Origin of the sequence: Castellaniella hirudinis, assembly GCF_042651965.1 — a bacterium.
Classification (GTDB): domain Bacteria; phylum Pseudomonadota; class Gammaproteobacteria; order Burkholderiales; family Burkholderiaceae_B; genus Castellaniella; species Castellaniella hirudinis.
In genome coordinates this window covers 177,283-191,976 of the sequence record NZ_JBHSDY010000011.1, presented here as the reverse complement: position 1 = coordinate 191,976, position 14,694 = coordinate 177,283, and the positions used below count along the sequence as shown (strand labels likewise).

Sequence of the window (14,694 nt, the reverse complement as noted above, 5' to 3'; positions counted from 1 at the left end):
ATCATGGAGGTAAACAACGGGATAAAGCATCCCACCACTGCGCTCCGCGCGCGCCGGCTACCTTAACCAAAGACCGACGCAGGCGCAACCGGTTTTTTTCCGCCTGTTCCGGGGACACCACACCCAGGCGTGCGCGGTCGAAATCGATCAGCCAGACCTGGTCGTCGGCGTCGAACAGGATGTTGTAGGCGTTCAGGTCCGCGTGCCAGACACCGGCTGCGTGCATCGCGGCGATCGCCCGCGCGACGGCGGCGGGATCGGCCCGGTCCAGGCGGCTTGCCAGGGCCTGCGCACCAGGAATCCGGGCGATCAGGATGGCGTTGCGATAGCAAAGGGAAGTGCCCCCACGCCAATAAATCGCGCCCAGCGGCTCCGGCACGCGCAGCCCGGCCCGGCGCAGATGGTCCAGCACCCGGACTTCGGCGTAGGCCCGCACGCGGGATGCGCCCAGCCACAGATAGGATTCGCGGCCCAGCTTGGCGCGCAGGCCGCCGCGCCGGTAATGGCGCAGCACGGCGGGGCCGTGTTCGCCGTCGACGAACCAGGCGGCCTGGCGGCCGCCCTCGCCCACCGGCGCAGCGTCGGGCCGATGGGCATCGAACCACGCTTCCCGCGCCTGACCGGCGAAACGCGCGGGCACGCACAAGGCGCCGCCGGGAAAACGGTGCAGCGTCCAGTCTGCAGGGATGGAACTCGCGCTCGTCATGCCCCCCCTCTCATCAGCAACAGCCCCATGATGACCAGCAGCATGCAGGCAAAGATCAGTTTCAGGCGCGCCTCGGGCAGCGCATAGGCCAGACGCACCCCGTAGGGCACGCACAGCAGGCTGCCGGCGGCCAGGGGGATGCCCACCAGGCCGTGCGCCTGCCCGTGCCAGGCGTAGGTCGCCAGGGCGACGCACGTGCCCGGCACGATCATCGCCAGCGCCACCGCCTGGGCCGAGGTCTGGCGCAGATGAAAGCACGCGGTCAGGAACGGCACCGCCAGCACGGAGCCGCCCACGCCGAAGATCCCGCCGGCCAGCCCGGCGCAGACGCCGACGCAGAAATACCAGAACTTGCGCACCTGGCCGACCTCGCGGTGGAACCCGGCCGGCCGGGGCCTGGCGCGGCGCCCCAGGCTTTCGCGGAAATAGAACACCGCGATCAGGAACACGAAGCCGGCATAGATGCGGCGCAACAGCCAGGGGTCCAGCCCCAGCGCGATCTTGGCGCCGATCCACGTGCAGACGATGGAACTGCAGGCCCCGGCCGCCGCCGAACGCCAGTCGATCGGCGTGCGCTGGTGATATTTGCGCAGGGTCAGCAGCACGGCCGGCAGCACCATGATCAGCGCCGTGCCCTGGGCGGCCTGTTGCTCGTAGCCCAGCAGCAAGCCCAGCAGTGGAATCGCGAACAGGCCGCCACCGATGCCCAGCACCCCGCCGGAAAACCCGATCAGGCCGCCCGCCGCGAGGCAGGCGGGAATCAGCCAGAAGCCGTCCACCGCCGTCCCCTCAGGACAGCACGCCGAGCACGTCCTCGACGCGGTCGACGGCCTGGATGTGCAAGCCCTCGATGGGCTGGCGCGGCAGGTTGGCGCGCGGCACGACGGCCCGCTCGAAACCCAGCTTGGCGGCCTCGCGCAGGCGTTCCTGGCCGCGCGGCGCCGGACGGATCTCGCCGGCCAGGCCGATCTCGCCGAAGGCCAGCAGGCCGGCCGGCAAGGGGCGGTCGCGCATGGACGACAGAATCGCCAGGGCCACCGCCAGATCGGCGGCCGGCTCCATGATGCGCACGCCGCCCACCGCGTTGACGAAGACGTCCTGGTCGTAGGTCGCAACCCCCGCGTGACGGTGCAGCACGGCCAGCAGCATCGCCAGGCGGCTGCTTTCCAGGCCCACGGACAGGCGGCGCGGATTGGGCACGTGGGCCGTGTCCACCAGGGCCTGGACCTCGACGAGCAGCGGGCGGGTGCCTTCCTGGGTCGCCATGACGCAGGAGCCGGCGACATCCCGGGAATGCCCCGCCAGGAACAGCGCGGACGGATTGCTCACCCCGCGCAGGCCCCGGTCGGTCATGGCGAACACGCCCAGCTCGTTGACGGCGCCGAAGCGGTTCTTGATGGCCCGCACCAGGCGGAACGAGGAATGGGTGTCGCCCTCGAAATACAGCACGGTGTCGACGATGTGCTCCAGCACGCGCGGGCCGGCCAGCGCGCCGTCCTTGGTCACGTGGCCGATCAGGATCAGGGTGACGCCCGTCTGCTTGGCGATGCGGGTCAACTGGGCGGCGCATTCGCGCACCTGGGACACCGAGCCGGGCGCGGCGGTCAGCTCGCCGGAATACAGGGTCTGGATCGAGTCGATGACGGCCACGCCGGGCTGGCGCTCGACCAGCGCCTGGGTGATCTGCTCCAGGCGGATTTCGGCCAGCAGGTCCACGCCGTCGCCCGACACGCCCAGGCGCTGGGCGCGCAGCGCCACCTGCTCGGCCGATTCCTCGCCCGTGACGTACAGCACCGGGCCGCGTTCGGGCAGGCTGGCCAGCGCCTGCAGCAACAGGGTGGACTTGCCGATCCCCGGATCCCCGCCGATCAGCACCACGGCGCCGGCCACCAGGCCGCCACCCAGGACACGATCGAATTCCTCGATGCCGGTCGGATTGCGGGCCTGCTCACGGGCCTCGATGTCGGCCAGGCGACGCACCGGCGTGGAGGCGGCCAGCGGCGCATAGCGGTGGCCGGTGGCCGCCGCCGAAGATTCACGGGTTTCCTGAAGCGTGTTCCAGGCGCCGCAGTGCGGGCAGCGGCCTTCCCATTTGGCGGTGGTGCCGCCGCAATCCGAGCAGAGAAACAGGGTCCGGGCCTTGGCCATCAGCGGCCCGCCAGGCTGCCGCCGCCGTCCACGCCGATTTCCTGGCCGGTGATGAAAGCCGCCCCGTCGCCCAGCAGGAACACCACGGCGGCCGCGACCTCGTCGGCCTGGGCCAGGCGCCCCATGGGGATCGTCGCCAGCACGGCTTTTTCGGCGTCGCTGCCGACCGGGCACTCGGCACGGAACAGGCCGGTTTCCACCGGCCCTGGGGAAACCGCGTTGACCGTGACGCCGTACGGCGCCAGTTCCAGGGCCCAGGTCCGGGTACAGCCCAGCAGCGCGCTCTTGGCCGCCGAATAGCTGGTGTGTCCGGTCTGGCCATGCACCGCGCGGCCGCACAGGTTGACGATGCGGCCGGACTTGCGCGCCTTCATGCCCGGTGCGAAAGCCTGCACGGCCTGGACCGCCACACGCACGTTCAGGTCAAAGGCCTGGTAGAGCGAGGCCAGATCGACCTCGCCCAGCGGTTCGGGCATCGCAGGCCCGACGCAGTTCACCACCGCATCGACCGGATATTTTTCGCGGATGACGCGCAGCAATTCCTCGGTCTCGCCCGCATTGGCGAGATCACAGGCGTACAGATAGCCGGGAAAATCGATGTCGGCCACATTCCGGGCCAGGCCCACGACGTGGCAGCCCTGATCGGCGAGGCGCTGGCTGACGGCCCAGCCGATGCCTTTGGTCGCACCGGTGACAAGCACACAACTGTTCTTCATGGAGGGTTCCTCTGAGGACCAGGGTTCACAGGACGCGGCGCGGCACGCGGGGCGTCACGGCGGTCAGCAGTTCATAGCCGATGGTGCCGCAGGCGGCGGCGACCTCGTCCACCGACGGCCCGCCCTGCCCCCACAGCACGACCGGGGCGCCCACCACCGCGCCGGGCACCGGGTCCAGGTCCACGGCCAGCATGTCCATGGACACGCGGCCGACCAGGCGGGTACGGACCCCGCCTACCGTGACTGGCGTCCCGGTGGCCGCGTGGCGCGGATAGCCATCGGCATAGCCGCAGGCGACGATGCCGACCCGCATGTCCCGGGGAGCGCGAAACGTATGGCCATAGCCGACCGATTCGCCCGCCGGCACCCGATGCACGCCGATCAATTGGGCGGACAGCGTCATGGCCGGCCGCAGGCCGAAAGAATCGGCCGGCTGGTCGGCAAAGGGAGAAGCGCCGTACAGGCAGATGCCGGGGCGCACCCACTGGGGACCGGCGGCAAGTCCCGCCGCCAGGCCCGGCGTCAGGGTGGCTGCGGAATTGCACAGGCTGACCGGGCCCGACAGGCCCTCGGTCGCCTGCTGGAAACAGTCGATCTGCGCCCGCGTGACGGCGGCATCGTCGTCCGCGCGGGCGAAGTGGGTCATCGTGCCGACCTGGCCCAGCACCCCATCGGCCTGCAGGGCCAGGGCCCGGTCGTAGGCGGCGCGGAACTCATGCGGCTGGAAACCCAGCCGGTGCATGCCGGTGTTCAGCTTGACGAAGGCGTCGATCTGCCCGGCCACGGCGCTGGATTCCAGCATGGCCAGTTGCTCGGCGCAGTGCAACGCCGTGCCGATCCGATAATGGACCAGCGCGTCGAGGTCGTCGGGTTCGAAAAAACCTTCGAGCAGCAGCAGCGGACCCGTCCAGCCCAGCTCGCGGCAGCGCACGGCTTCTTCCAGGTCCAGCATGGCCAGGCCGTCGGCCTCGCCAAAGCCCTCCAGGACCGCCTCGATGCCGTGCCCGTAGCCGCGCGCCTTGATGACGGCCCAGATGGAAGGCGAGGCGCCAGGGGCGTCCTGCTGCAGACGATCAGCCACGATGCGCAGATTGTGGGACAAAGCTTCGGTGTCGATCGTCGCCAGAATCGGACGCGGCATGAAATCCCCCGGAAGGCAGGAAGGCGGCGGCCCCTGAACCGGGCTGCACACGTGGGCACTTGGGCAGCAGCCTGCCGGGCCACAGTCGCCGCATCATGAGGCACGCACCACGATGAACAACCGGGGCCGGGCAGGCTGCCGGACAGAGACTCTCTGATACAGAGAGCATCTAAGTATACTGCCTCATCATGGCTGTCGATCACTACGAAAACTTCCCTGTCGCGTCCCTGCTGCTGCCTGCCCGTCTGCGGCCGGCGGTGCGCGATCTGTACGCCTTCGCACGCGGCGCGGACGACATCGCTGACGAAGGCGACGCCCCTGCCCAGGTACGCCGGGAACGGCTGGACGCCTGGCGCGGCGCGGTCCGCGACCTGGGCGCCGGACGGCCGATCCAGGCCCCGCTGTCCGCCAATGACCGGGCGATCTTCGCCCGCCTGGGCGACACCCTGGTGCGCCACCGGCTGCCCGTCCAGCCCCTGCTGGATCTGCTGTCCGCCTTCACCCAGGACCTGGACGTCGCCCGCTACGCCGACGAACCCGCCCTGCTGGACTACTGCCGCCGTTCGGCCAACCCGGTCGGGCGCCTGATGCTGCACCTGTTCGGCCACACCGACACGGCGGACCTGGCCCAGTCCGATGCCATCTGCACCGGCCTGCAACGGGTGAACTTCTGCCAGGATGCGGCCCTGGACCACGCCAAGGGCCGCTGCTACATCCCCCTGGACTGCCTGGAGCGCCACGGCCTGGCCCCTGCCGGCCAGGATACGCTGTGCGCTGATCCGGCGGCGGCGCCCTCCGACGCCTGGCGGTCCGTGATGCGCGAACAGGCCAGCCAGGCCCGCCGCGCCTTGCTGGCCGGCGCACCGCTGGCCTGGCGCCTGCCCGGCCGCATCGGCCTGGAACTGCGCCTGGTGGTGCATGGCGGCCTGCGGATCCTGGAAAAACTGGCGGCGGACGGCTACGACCCTTGGCGCAACCGGCCCATCCTGGGCCGCGCCGACGCCTTCCTGCTATGCTGGCGCGCATTCTGTACGCCGCGCCCGCGCCCGGACTCCGTATTACCCAGCCACCATGACGCCTGACGAATACTGCCAGCAGAAAGCCGCCCGCAGCGGCTCGAGCTTCTACTACGCCTTTCTGTTCCTGCCGCCGGAACGGCGCCGCGCCATCACGGCGCTGTACGCCTTCTGCCGCGAAGTGGACGACATCGTGGACGAGGTCGGCGAGGCCTCCGTTGCGCGGATGAAACTCGCCTGGTGGCGCGATCAGGTCGGCCAGATGTTCGACGGCACGCCCGATCACCCGGTGGCGATCGCCCTGGCCGGCCACGTCCGTGCCTTCGGGCTGCGCCCCGAGCCTTTCTACGCCATCATCGAAGGCATGGAAATGGACCTGGACCAGTTCCGCTATGCCGACTGGCCCGCCCTGAAAGAATACTGCTGGCGGGCCGCCGGCGTGGTGGGCGATCTGTCGGCCCGCATCTTCGGCCACACCGATCCGCGCACGCTGGAATACGCCGAAACCCTGGGCCTGGCCTTCCAGATGACCAATATCATCCGCGATGTGGGCGACGATGCCCGGCGCGGCCGCATCTACCTGCCGGCCGACGACATGGCCCGCCACGGCGTGACCGTGGACGACATCCTCGACGGCCGCTATACCGAAAACTTCCAGGCCCTGATGCGCCAGCAGACCGAGCGCGCGCGCGGCTTGTACCGCGACGCCTTGCGCGCCCTGCCCGAGGCCGACCGCCGCGCGCAGCGACCCGGCCTGATGATGGCCGCCATCTACGCCGCCCTGCTCGACGAGATCGAGCGCGACGGCTGGCATGTGCTGGACCAGCGCATCGCCCTGACGCCGATCCGCAAGTTCTGGCTCGCCTGGAAGACCTGGGTCGGCGGCGGCCGGGGGCTGGTGCGCCGCCTGGCGAAATGAAAAATGCCCCCACGCTGCGCCTTCGGCTTGCTGTCCACCTCGCGGCCTGCATGCCGCTCGGATTCGTCAGGCGCAGGTCAGTCCGCAGGGACTGCCCCGCGTCCAGGCTCATCCCCAAAGGGGGCCGTTTTTACCTTGGGGCGGCCCGGCGGTAAAAAAATGACCCGCATCGCCGTCGTCGGCGCCGGTTGGGCGGGACTGGCAGCCGCCGCCCGTCTGCGGCAAGCGGGTCACGCCGTCCGGGTCTTTGAGGCCGCCGCCGCGCCGGGCGGCCGGGCGCGGCGGGTCGATCACCCCGGCCTGGGCCTGGCCATCGACAACGGCCAGCACATTCTGCTGGGCGCCTATACCGAGACCCTGGCGCTGATGCAGGACCTGGGCGTGGATCCCGCGCAGGCCCTGCTGAGCCGGGATCTGACGCTGCGTTCGGCCGACGGCGGCCTGAGCCTGCGCTTCTGGCCCCTGCCCCCGCCGCTGCACCAACTGGGCGTCCTGCTGGGCAGCCGCGGACTGGACGGCTGGCGGGGCCGCCGCCACCTGGCCCGGGTCTTCGGCGCCCTGGTGCCCGACAGCATCGATGCATCACTGACGGTCGCGGACTGGTTGAACAGCCTGGACTGCCCGCCCGGCCTGATGGCGCGTCTGTGGGAGCCGCTGTGCCTGGCGGCCATGAACACTCCGGCGCAGACCGCGCAGGCCCGCCTGTTCATCCGCGTGCTGGCCGACAGCCTGGGCGCGGGACCGGCCGCCAGCCGCCTCTTGATTCCCCGGGACAGCCTGCACGCGCTGTGGCCCGCCCAGGCCTGCACGCGGCTGGGCGGGGACCTGGTCCGCCAACGGGTACGCACGGTCGCCCCCGACCCGGCAGGCGGCTGGCGGGTGGACGGCGAAGCGCATGAGCACATCATCCTGGCCGTGCCCGTCACCGAGGCCCGGCGCCTGCTGGCCCCCTTGCCGGACGCGACGGATTTCCTGGACGGCTGGACGGACCCCGTGCAGTCGGCCATCGGCACCCTGACGCTGCGGCTGGCCGCCCCCTGGCGCTCGGGCCATCCCATGCTGCTGCTGCACGACGATCCGACGCAAGACGCCTGGGGGCAATGGCTATTCGACCGCAGCGCCAGCGCCCGCACGGACGCCGACCGGCGGCTGGTCCACGTCGTCATCGGCACGGCGGACCGCTATGCGGGCATCGATCCGGCGCGTCTGGCAGCCGGCGTCATCGGGCAAATCCGCGCCCAGGCGGCTGCGGGATCGCTGCCGCCGTTGCCGGAAATCGAGGCGCATGCCCTGGTGACGGAACGGCGGGCGACCTTCGACGCGGTCCCGGGCCTGCGGCGACCCGGCGCGGTCACGCCCTGGCCCGGCCTGCTGCTGGCCGGCGACTGGACCGACACCGGCTACCCGGCCGTGCTGGAAGGCGCTGTGCGCAGCGGGCTGAAGGCGGCGGACGCGATCCTGGAAGGCTGCTGACCAGCCCCCTCGTAGCGTCTCGCAAGGCGCTCCGGTCCGGTCATCTGATCCTTATCGCGGCCTGCGGACCAGCGTGCTTTTACCGAACAGGCTTTCAATCAACTCGACGGCGACCTCGGCCGTGCCGTTGCGCACGTCCAGGGCCGGATTCAGTTCCACGATGTCCACCGACCCCACCCGCCCTGTATCGGCCAGCATCTCCATGCACAACTGGGCCTCGCGCCAGGTCGGCCCGCCCCGGACCGTGGTGCCCACACCCGGCGCATAGTCCGGGTCCAGGAAATCCACGTCAAAACTGACGTGGACGTGGGCGTCCCCGGGCAATCCATGCAGGGCGGCCTCCATGACCGCGCGCATGCCGCGTTCGTCGATCGTGCGCATATCGTAGACGTCCAGCCCTTGCTCATGAACGAACTCGCGCTCGCCCGCATCGACGCTGCGGATGCCGATCATCCGCAACGCCTCGGGCTGCAAGGCCGGCTCCGATCCGCCCAGGTCCACCAGCCCGGGCGGGCCGAAACCGCACAGGCAGGCGACCGGCATGCCATGCAAATTACCGCTGGGCGTGAGCCAGGCCGTGTTGAAGTCCGTATGGGCATCCAGCCAGAACACCCGCAGCGGCCGGCCCTCGCGTCGGCAATGCCGCGCCACGGCTCCCACCGACCCGACGCCCAGGCAATGGTCGCCGCCCATCATCAGCGGCAGGCGTCCCGCCTGCAACTGGGCCGTCACCGCCTCGAAGACCCGCGCATTCCAGGCCACGACCTGTTCCAGGTGGCGATAGCCCTGGACCGGGCGTTGCCAGGGATTGCCCGGCCCGGCCAGGTCGCCCGTGTCCAGCACCCGGCAGCCCCGGCGCTCCAGGGCCGCCGCCAGGCCGGCCACCCGCAGGGCCTGGGGCCCCATCGACGCGCCGCGCGTGCCGGCACCGATGTCGGTGGGCGCCCCCACCAGGGCGATTTCGATGCTCATGGTCAGGTCACAAGGCCAGCGCCGCCAGGCCCTGAAGCTCGCCCTGCAGCCAACCATACAGGTCACGCGGATCCGCCTGTCCCGGCGTCACATCCACCCAGGTGCCCACCTGGCGGGCCTGCGCCTGGGCCTGCAGAAAGCGCAGCGCGGAATAGTCCTCCAGCGCGAAACCGACGGAATCGAACAGCGTCACCTGATCCGCCCGCGCCCGCCCCGGCGCATCACCGGCCAGGACGCGCCACAACTCGGTCACGGGGAAATCAGCCGCCATCTGCTGGACCTCGCCTTCCTTGCGGGTCTGGGGCGGGAACTCGACGAACACGTCGGCGCGGCGCAGGATATCCGGGTCCAGCTCAGTCTTGCCGGGGCAGTCGCCCCCCACCGCATTCAGGTGCATGCCCGGTTCGACCAGGCTGTCGTCCAGCACCCGCGTCTGTCCCTGAAAAGCCGTCACGGTGGTGACGATGTCCGCGCCCCGCACGGCCTGGGCCGTCGACTCGCAGATCCGCACCGACAGCGCGCGCCCCGGCAATTCAGCCGCCGCCAGATTGCGCGCCAGGCGTTCCGAGGCGCTGCGATCCACGTCATACAGGCGCAGGTCGCGCACCCCCAGCAGGCAGGCAAAGGCCAGCGCCTGGAAATCGCTTTGCGCCCCATTGCCGATCAGCGCCATCGAGTGACTGTCGCGCCGCGCCAGCACCTGGGCAGCCAGCGCCGACATCGCCGCCGTGCGCAGCGCCGTGCTCAAGGTCAGTTCGCTCAGCAGACGGATCATGCCGGTGTCGCAATCCAGCAGCGCCCCCATTGCCATCACGGTCGGCAGGCCGTAGCGCCCGTTGCCCGGATGACCGTTGACGCACTTGAAGCTGTAGTGCGTGCCATCGGTGATGGGCATCAGTTCAATCGTGCCTTGCGCCGTATAGGCCGCAATGCGGGCTTCCTTGTCGAATTCCGGCCAGCGCAGATAATCGGCCCGCAGCGTGTCCACCAGACCCCGCAGGCAGGCGGGCAGCCCCAGAATGCCGATCAGGCGGGCTACGTCGTGAGTATCCAGGAACAGGGTGCGGGGCTGTCTCGAAGCATGGGCTTGCATGTCGGTCTCCTTGGAATGCAATCTTCTGCATTGAGTGTGGCCCAAGGCTCCGGCAATGTATATCGTCAGTTTTGCCACCATTCCGTCATGGAACTGGCAGAATGACAGAAGCGATTGAACAGAATGGAAGATGCCATCATGGATTCCACCGACCTGACCCTGATCGGCCTGCTGCGCAAGAACGCCCGCGCCAGCGTCGCCACCCTGGCGCGCAAACTGGGCGTGGCGCGCGGCACCGTGACCCAGCGCATGCGCCGGCTGGAGGACGCCGGACTGATCGTGGGCTACACCGTGCGCCTGCGCCCGGACGTCGAGCCGCAGACCATCCGCGCCTGGATGGGCATCGCCGTCGAAGGCAACGAGGCCCGCGCAGTCATCGCCAGCCTGCTGGGGGAACCGGGCGTGGCCACGCTGCACGACACCAACGGCCGCTGGGACCTGCTGGCCGAATTACGCGCAAGTGATCTACAAGAACTGTCCCTGGTGCTGGAGCGCATCCGCCTGATCCGCGGCATCAGCCAGTCGGAGACCAGTATTCACTTGCAGACTTATCGGGCGGCTTGAGATTCCTACAGCGCATGCCGCCGCACATACTCCGCCACCAACTGAGCATCGCAGTCCATGACCTCGACACGCTGGGGCAGTTGATCCAGATCCCGCAGCGCAGCCGGGACCTCCGGCGCCTCGCCCGTCGCCTCGACGATCGTCTCGGCGAACTTGGCCGGCAGGGCCGTTTCCAGCACCAGCATGGGCACGCCGTCCTCTAGATGCTCCAGGGCGACCTTCACCCCGTCGGCCGTGTGCGGATCAATCAGCACGCCGGTTTCGCGGCGGATATCGCGGATGGTGCGCAGCCGGTCCGCGTGGGAACTGGCGCCCGCCACGAAACCGTAGCGTTCCGTGAACGAGGCCCGCAGATCGGACAGATCGAATTGCCCCGTCGTGCGCAGCGTGTCCATCAAGTCCCGGACCCGCGCCGGATCGCGGCCCACCAGATCGAAGACAAAGCGCTCGAAGTTCGAGGCGCGCGAGATGTCCATCGACGGGCTGGAGGTCGCATGCGTCTGGCTGGCCGCGCGCGGCCGGTAGACGCCCGTGCGGAAGAACTCCTCCAGCACATTGTTCTCGTTGGTGGCCAGCACCAGGCGGCGGATCGGCACGCCCATTTCGCGCGCGATATGACCGGCCAGGATGTTGCCGAAATTGCCTGAGGGCACGGTGAACGACACCGGCTGGCCCGGCCCTTGGGTGGCGCGCAGCCAGCCCCAGACGTAATACACCACCTGGGCGGCGATGCGCGCCCAGTTGATGGAATTGACGGCGCCCAGACGGTGGGAGCTCTTGAAGTCCAGATCGCCGGCCAGGGCCTTGACGATGTCCTGGCATTCGTCGAACACGCCGTGCACGGACAGGTTGTGAATGTTGGCGTCCTGCAGCGAATACATCTGGGCGCGCTGGAAGGCGCTCATGCGCCCGTGCGGGGACAGCATGAACACCGCCACGCCGCGCTTGCCGCGCAGCGCGTATTCCGCCGCCGAGCCGGTATCGCCCGACGTGGCGCCCAGAATGTTCAGCGTCTGGCCGCGTTGCGCCAGCACGTATTCAAAGACCTGGCCCAGGAACTGCATGGCCATGTCCTTGAAGGCCAGCGTCGGCCCTTCGGACAGCCCCAGCAGCGACAGGCCCGGACGCAGCGGCTTGACCGGCGCGATGCGCGGGAACACGGCGGGCGCATAGGCGGCGTGCGTCATGCGGGACAGTTCATCGGGCGCGATGTCGTCGATGAACAGGCCCAGCACCCGGGCCGCCAGATCGGCGTAATCCAGTCCGCGCCAGGACTCCAGGGTGGCCGCGTCCAGCTTCGGCAGGGTTTCAGGCAGCGTCAGGCCGCCGTCGGGCGCCAGGCCTTCGAGCAGGATGTCGCAAAAGGGCTGAGGGGCCATGCCGCCCCGGGTGGACAGGTATTTCAAGTGATGTTCTCCACGCGCAGGCGGGTCACGTCCGAGCGCACGAAAGGCAGGCCCTGGATCGTGCGCAGGGCTTGATCCACGTCGCCCTCGCGCGCTTCGTGGGTCAGGAAGATGATGTCGGCCTGATGTTCGCCATGCGGCTGCTGGAACATCGAGCCCACCGAAATACCGGCATCCGACAGCACGCGCGCCAGATCCGCCAGCACGCCGGGCCGGTCATCGACCCGCAGGCGCAGGTAGAAGCTGGTGCGCACGTCCGCCATGGGCAGCACGGGGATGTCGGCCATGGCGTCGGGCTGGAAGGCCAGGTGCGGCACCCGGTGTTCCGGGTCGGCCATCTGCAGGCGGGTCACGTCGACCAGGTCGGCCACCACGGCCGAGGCCGTGGGCAAGGCGCCCGCGCCCTGGCCGTAGTACAGCGAGGGGCCGACCGCGTCGCCGCGCACCAGCACGGCGTTCATGGCGCCCTCGACATTGGCCAGCAGGCAGTGGTCGGGCACCAGGGCGGGATGCACCCGCAGCTCGATGCCTTCCGGGCGGTGGCGGGTGATGCCCAGCAGCTTGATGCGGTAGCCCAGGCGTTCCGCGTGGACGATGTCCTCGGAGGACAGCCGGGAAATGCCTTCGATGTGGGCCTTGTCGAACTGCACCGGGATGCCGAAGGCCAGCGACGCCAGCAGCGTCAGCTTGTGGGCCGCGTCCACCCCCTCGATGTCGAAGGTGGGGTCGGCCTCGGCGTAGCCCAGGCGCTGGGCTTCGGCGAGCACCGCGTCGAACGGCAGGCCGCGCTGGCGCATTTCCGACAGAATGAAATTGGTGGTGCCGTTGATGATGCCGGCCAGCCACTGGATGCGGTTGGCCGTCAGGCCCTCGCGGATCGCCTTGATGATGGGGATGCCGCCGGCCACGGCCGCTTCAAAGGCCACCATCACGCCGCGCGCCTGGGCGGCGGCGAAGATCTCGTTGCCATGCATGGCCAGCAAGGCCTTGTTGGCCGTGACCACGTGCTTGCCCTGGGCGATGGCCTCCAGGATGCAATCGCGGGCCAGCGTGTCGCCGCCCATCAGTTCGACGATGATGTCGAGGTCCGGGTCGCGCGCCAGGGCCATGCCGTCCGTGGTGATGGTCACGTCCGGCCCCACCAGCGCACGCGCCTTGGCCACGTCGCGCACCGCCACGGCGGCGACTTCGATGCGCCGGCCGGCGCGCCGGGCGATCTCCCCGCCGTTCTGGGCCAGAACCGTCCAGACCCCGCCGCCGACGACGCCCAGGCCGATCAAACCTACACGGATCGGTTTCATTTCAACAGTCCATCCTTGCGAAACATGTCCTTGATGCCGCGCACCGCCTGACGGGTGCGCTGCTCGTTTTCAATCAGCGCGAAGCGCACGTATTCGTCACCGTACTCGCCAAAGCCGATCCCGGGGGACACGGCGACCTTGGCGTCGGCCAGCAGGCGCTTGGAGAACTCCAGCGAGCCCTGGGCGCGGTACGGTTCGGGGATGCGCGCCCAGATGTACATGGACGCCTTGGGGATGTCCACCATCCAGCCGGCCTCGTGCAAGCCGCGCGCCAGCACGTCGCGGCGGTTGCGGTATTGCTCGACGACCTCGGACACGCAGTCCTGCGGGCCTTCCAGGGCGGCGATGGCCGCCACCTGGATCGGCGTGAAGGTGCCGTAGTCGTGGTAGCTCTTGATGCGCGCCAGCGCGTTGACCAGTTCGCGGTTGCCCACCATGAAGCCGATGCGCCAGCCCGCCATGTTGTAGCTCTTGCTCATGGTGAAGAACTCCACCGCCACGTCGCGCGCGCCGGGCACCTGCATGATCGACGGCGCCACATAGCCGTCGAAGGTGATGTCGGCGTAGGCCAGATCGTGCACCACCAGGATGTTGTGTTCCTTGGCCAGCGCCACGATGCGCTCGAAGAAGGACAGTTCCACGCACTGCGCCGTGGGATTGCTGGGAAAGCCCAGAATCATCATCTTGGGCTTGGGGATCGTCTCGCGCACCGCGCGCTCGATTTCCTCGAAGAAGTCCAGGCCGGGCGTCATCGGCACCGAGCGGATGTTCGCCCCGGCGATCACTGCGCCGTAGATGTGGATCGGATAGCTGGGATTGGGCACCAGCACCGTATCGCCCCGGTCCAGCGTGGCCAGCATCAGGTGCGCCAGGCCTTCCTTGGAGCCGATCGAGACGATGGCTTCGGAATCAGGATCGATGTCCACCCCGTAGCGGCGCTCGTACCAGGTCGAGATCGCCCGGCGCAGGCGCGGAATGCCCTTGGACACCGAATAGCCATGGGTGTCGGGACGCTGGGCGACTTCGACCAGCTTGTCGACGATGTGCTTCGGCGTGGCGCCGTCCGGATTGCCCATGGACATGTCGATGATGTCCTCGCCGCGCCGACGGGCGGCCATCTTGAGTTCCCCGGTGATGTTGAACACGTAGGGGGGCAGGCGCTCGATGCGCGGAAAGCTCGTCATGATGGTCCTCGGCGGAGTGGGCTGGAGTCGTGCGGATGGATGCAGTGCAGCAAAC

The 14,694-nt window shown here is 69.3% G+C and carries 14 protein-coding genes; 4 read left to right on the top strand and 10 right to left on the bottom strand.

The annotated features are described in order from the left end of the window. Position 1: 1 nt before the first annotated feature. Genes ACFO0J_RS17370 through alr form a run of 5 tightly spaced genes read right to left on the bottom strand, consistent with a single transcriptional unit; the run spans position 2 to position 4,711 of the window. Positions 2–706: a 3-deoxy-D-manno-octulosonic acid kinase gene (locus ACFO0J_RS17370; RefSeq protein ID WP_376814347.1), complete on the bottom strand. Its 705-nt coding sequence runs from the start codon at positions 704–706 to the stop codon at positions 2–4. Further along, positions 703–1,485, bottom strand: a complete 783-nt coding sequence (locus ACFO0J_RS17365) for a sulfite exporter TauE/SafE family protein (RefSeq protein ID WP_376814346.1) — start codon at positions 1,483–1,485, stop codon at positions 703–705. The genes ACFO0J_RS17370 and ACFO0J_RS17365 overlap by 4 nt, the downstream gene beginning before the upstream one ends. A 10-nt stretch (positions 1,486–1,495) precedes the next feature. Beyond that, complete coding sequence (gene radA, locus ACFO0J_RS17360) at positions 1,496–2,854, bottom strand: DNA repair protein RadA (RefSeq protein WP_376814345.1); 1,359 nt, start codon at positions 2,852–2,854, stop codon at positions 1,496–1,498. Beyond that, positions 2,854–3,570, bottom strand: a complete 717-nt coding sequence (locus tag ACFO0J_RS17355) for an SDR family oxidoreductase (protein WP_376814344.1) — start codon at positions 3,568–3,570, stop codon at positions 2,854–2,856. The genes radA and ACFO0J_RS17355 overlap by 1 nt, the downstream gene beginning before the upstream one ends. A 25-nt stretch (positions 3,571–3,595) precedes the next feature. Further along, on the bottom strand, positions 3,596–4,711 hold the full coding sequence (gene alr, locus ACFO0J_RS17350; RefSeq protein WP_376814343.1) for an alanine racemase: 1,116 nt from the start codon (positions 4,709–4,711) through the stop codon (positions 3,596–3,598). A 188-nt stretch (positions 4,712–4,899) separates the two neighbouring features. On the opposite strand from alr, the gene hpnC reads away from it, so the two are divergent. The 3 genes from hpnC to hpnE all read left to right on the top strand — a co-directional run bounded on the left by hpnC (position 4,900) and on the right by hpnE (position 8,119). Next, positions 4,900–5,793: a squalene synthase HpnC gene (hpnC, locus tag ACFO0J_RS17345; protein WP_376814342.1), complete on the top strand. Its 894-nt coding sequence runs from the start codon at positions 4,900–4,902 to the stop codon at positions 5,791–5,793. Beyond that, positions 5,783–6,646, top strand: a complete 864-nt coding sequence (hpnD, locus tag ACFO0J_RS17340) for a presqualene diphosphate synthase HpnD (RefSeq protein ID WP_376814341.1) — start codon at positions 5,783–5,785, stop codon at positions 6,644–6,646. The genes hpnC and hpnD overlap by 11 nt, the downstream gene beginning before the upstream one ends. Positions 6,647–6,805: 159 nt before the next feature. After that, on the top strand, positions 6,806–8,119 hold the full coding sequence (hpnE, locus tag ACFO0J_RS17335; RefSeq protein ID WP_376814340.1) for a hydroxysqualene dehydroxylase HpnE: 1,314 nt from the start codon (positions 6,806–6,808) through the stop codon (positions 8,117–8,119). Positions 8,120–8,170: 51 nt separating this feature from the next. Here the strand turns inward: hpnE and rocF are convergent, their stop codons facing one another. Then, complete coding sequence (gene rocF, locus ACFO0J_RS17330; protein WP_376814339.1) at positions 8,171–9,091, bottom strand: arginase; 921 nt, start codon at positions 9,089–9,091, stop codon at positions 8,171–8,173. 7 nt (positions 9,092–9,098) lie between these two features. Continuing rightward, entirely contained in the window at positions 9,099–10,184 is a 1,086-nt protein-coding gene (locus ACFO0J_RS17325; protein WP_376814338.1) for an ornithine cyclodeaminase, read from the bottom strand. Between the two features lie 138 nt (positions 10,185–10,322). On the opposite strand from ACFO0J_RS17325, the gene ACFO0J_RS17320 reads away from it, so the two are divergent. Beyond that, positions 10,323–10,748, top strand: coding sequence for an Lrp/AsnC family transcriptional regulator (locus ACFO0J_RS17320; protein WP_376814337.1), 426 nt, complete (start codon positions 10,323–10,325; stop codon positions 10,746–10,748). Between the two features lie 5 nt (positions 10,749–10,753). On the opposite strand, the gene thrC is transcribed toward ACFO0J_RS17320, so the two are convergent. Genes thrC through alaC form a run of 3 tightly spaced genes read right to left on the bottom strand, consistent with a single transcriptional unit; the run spans position 10,754 to position 14,639 of the window. Further along, entirely contained in the window at positions 10,754–12,154 is a 1,401-nt protein-coding gene (gene thrC, locus ACFO0J_RS17315; protein ID WP_376814336.1) for a threonine synthase, read from the bottom strand. Beyond that, positions 12,151–13,455, bottom strand: a complete 1,305-nt coding sequence (locus ACFO0J_RS17310) for a homoserine dehydrogenase (RefSeq protein WP_376814335.1) — start codon at positions 13,453–13,455, stop codon at positions 12,151–12,153. Before ACFO0J_RS17310 ends, thrC begins: the two co-directional genes overlap by 4 nt. Next, the gene (alaC, locus tag ACFO0J_RS17305; protein WP_376814334.1) at positions 13,452–14,639 is read right to left on the bottom strand and encodes an alanine transaminase; all 1,188 of its coding nucleotides are present in this window, start codon (positions 14,637–14,639) and stop codon (positions 13,452–13,454) included. Before alaC ends, ACFO0J_RS17310 begins: the two co-directional genes overlap by 4 nt. Positions 14,640–14,694: the final 55 nt, after the last annotated feature.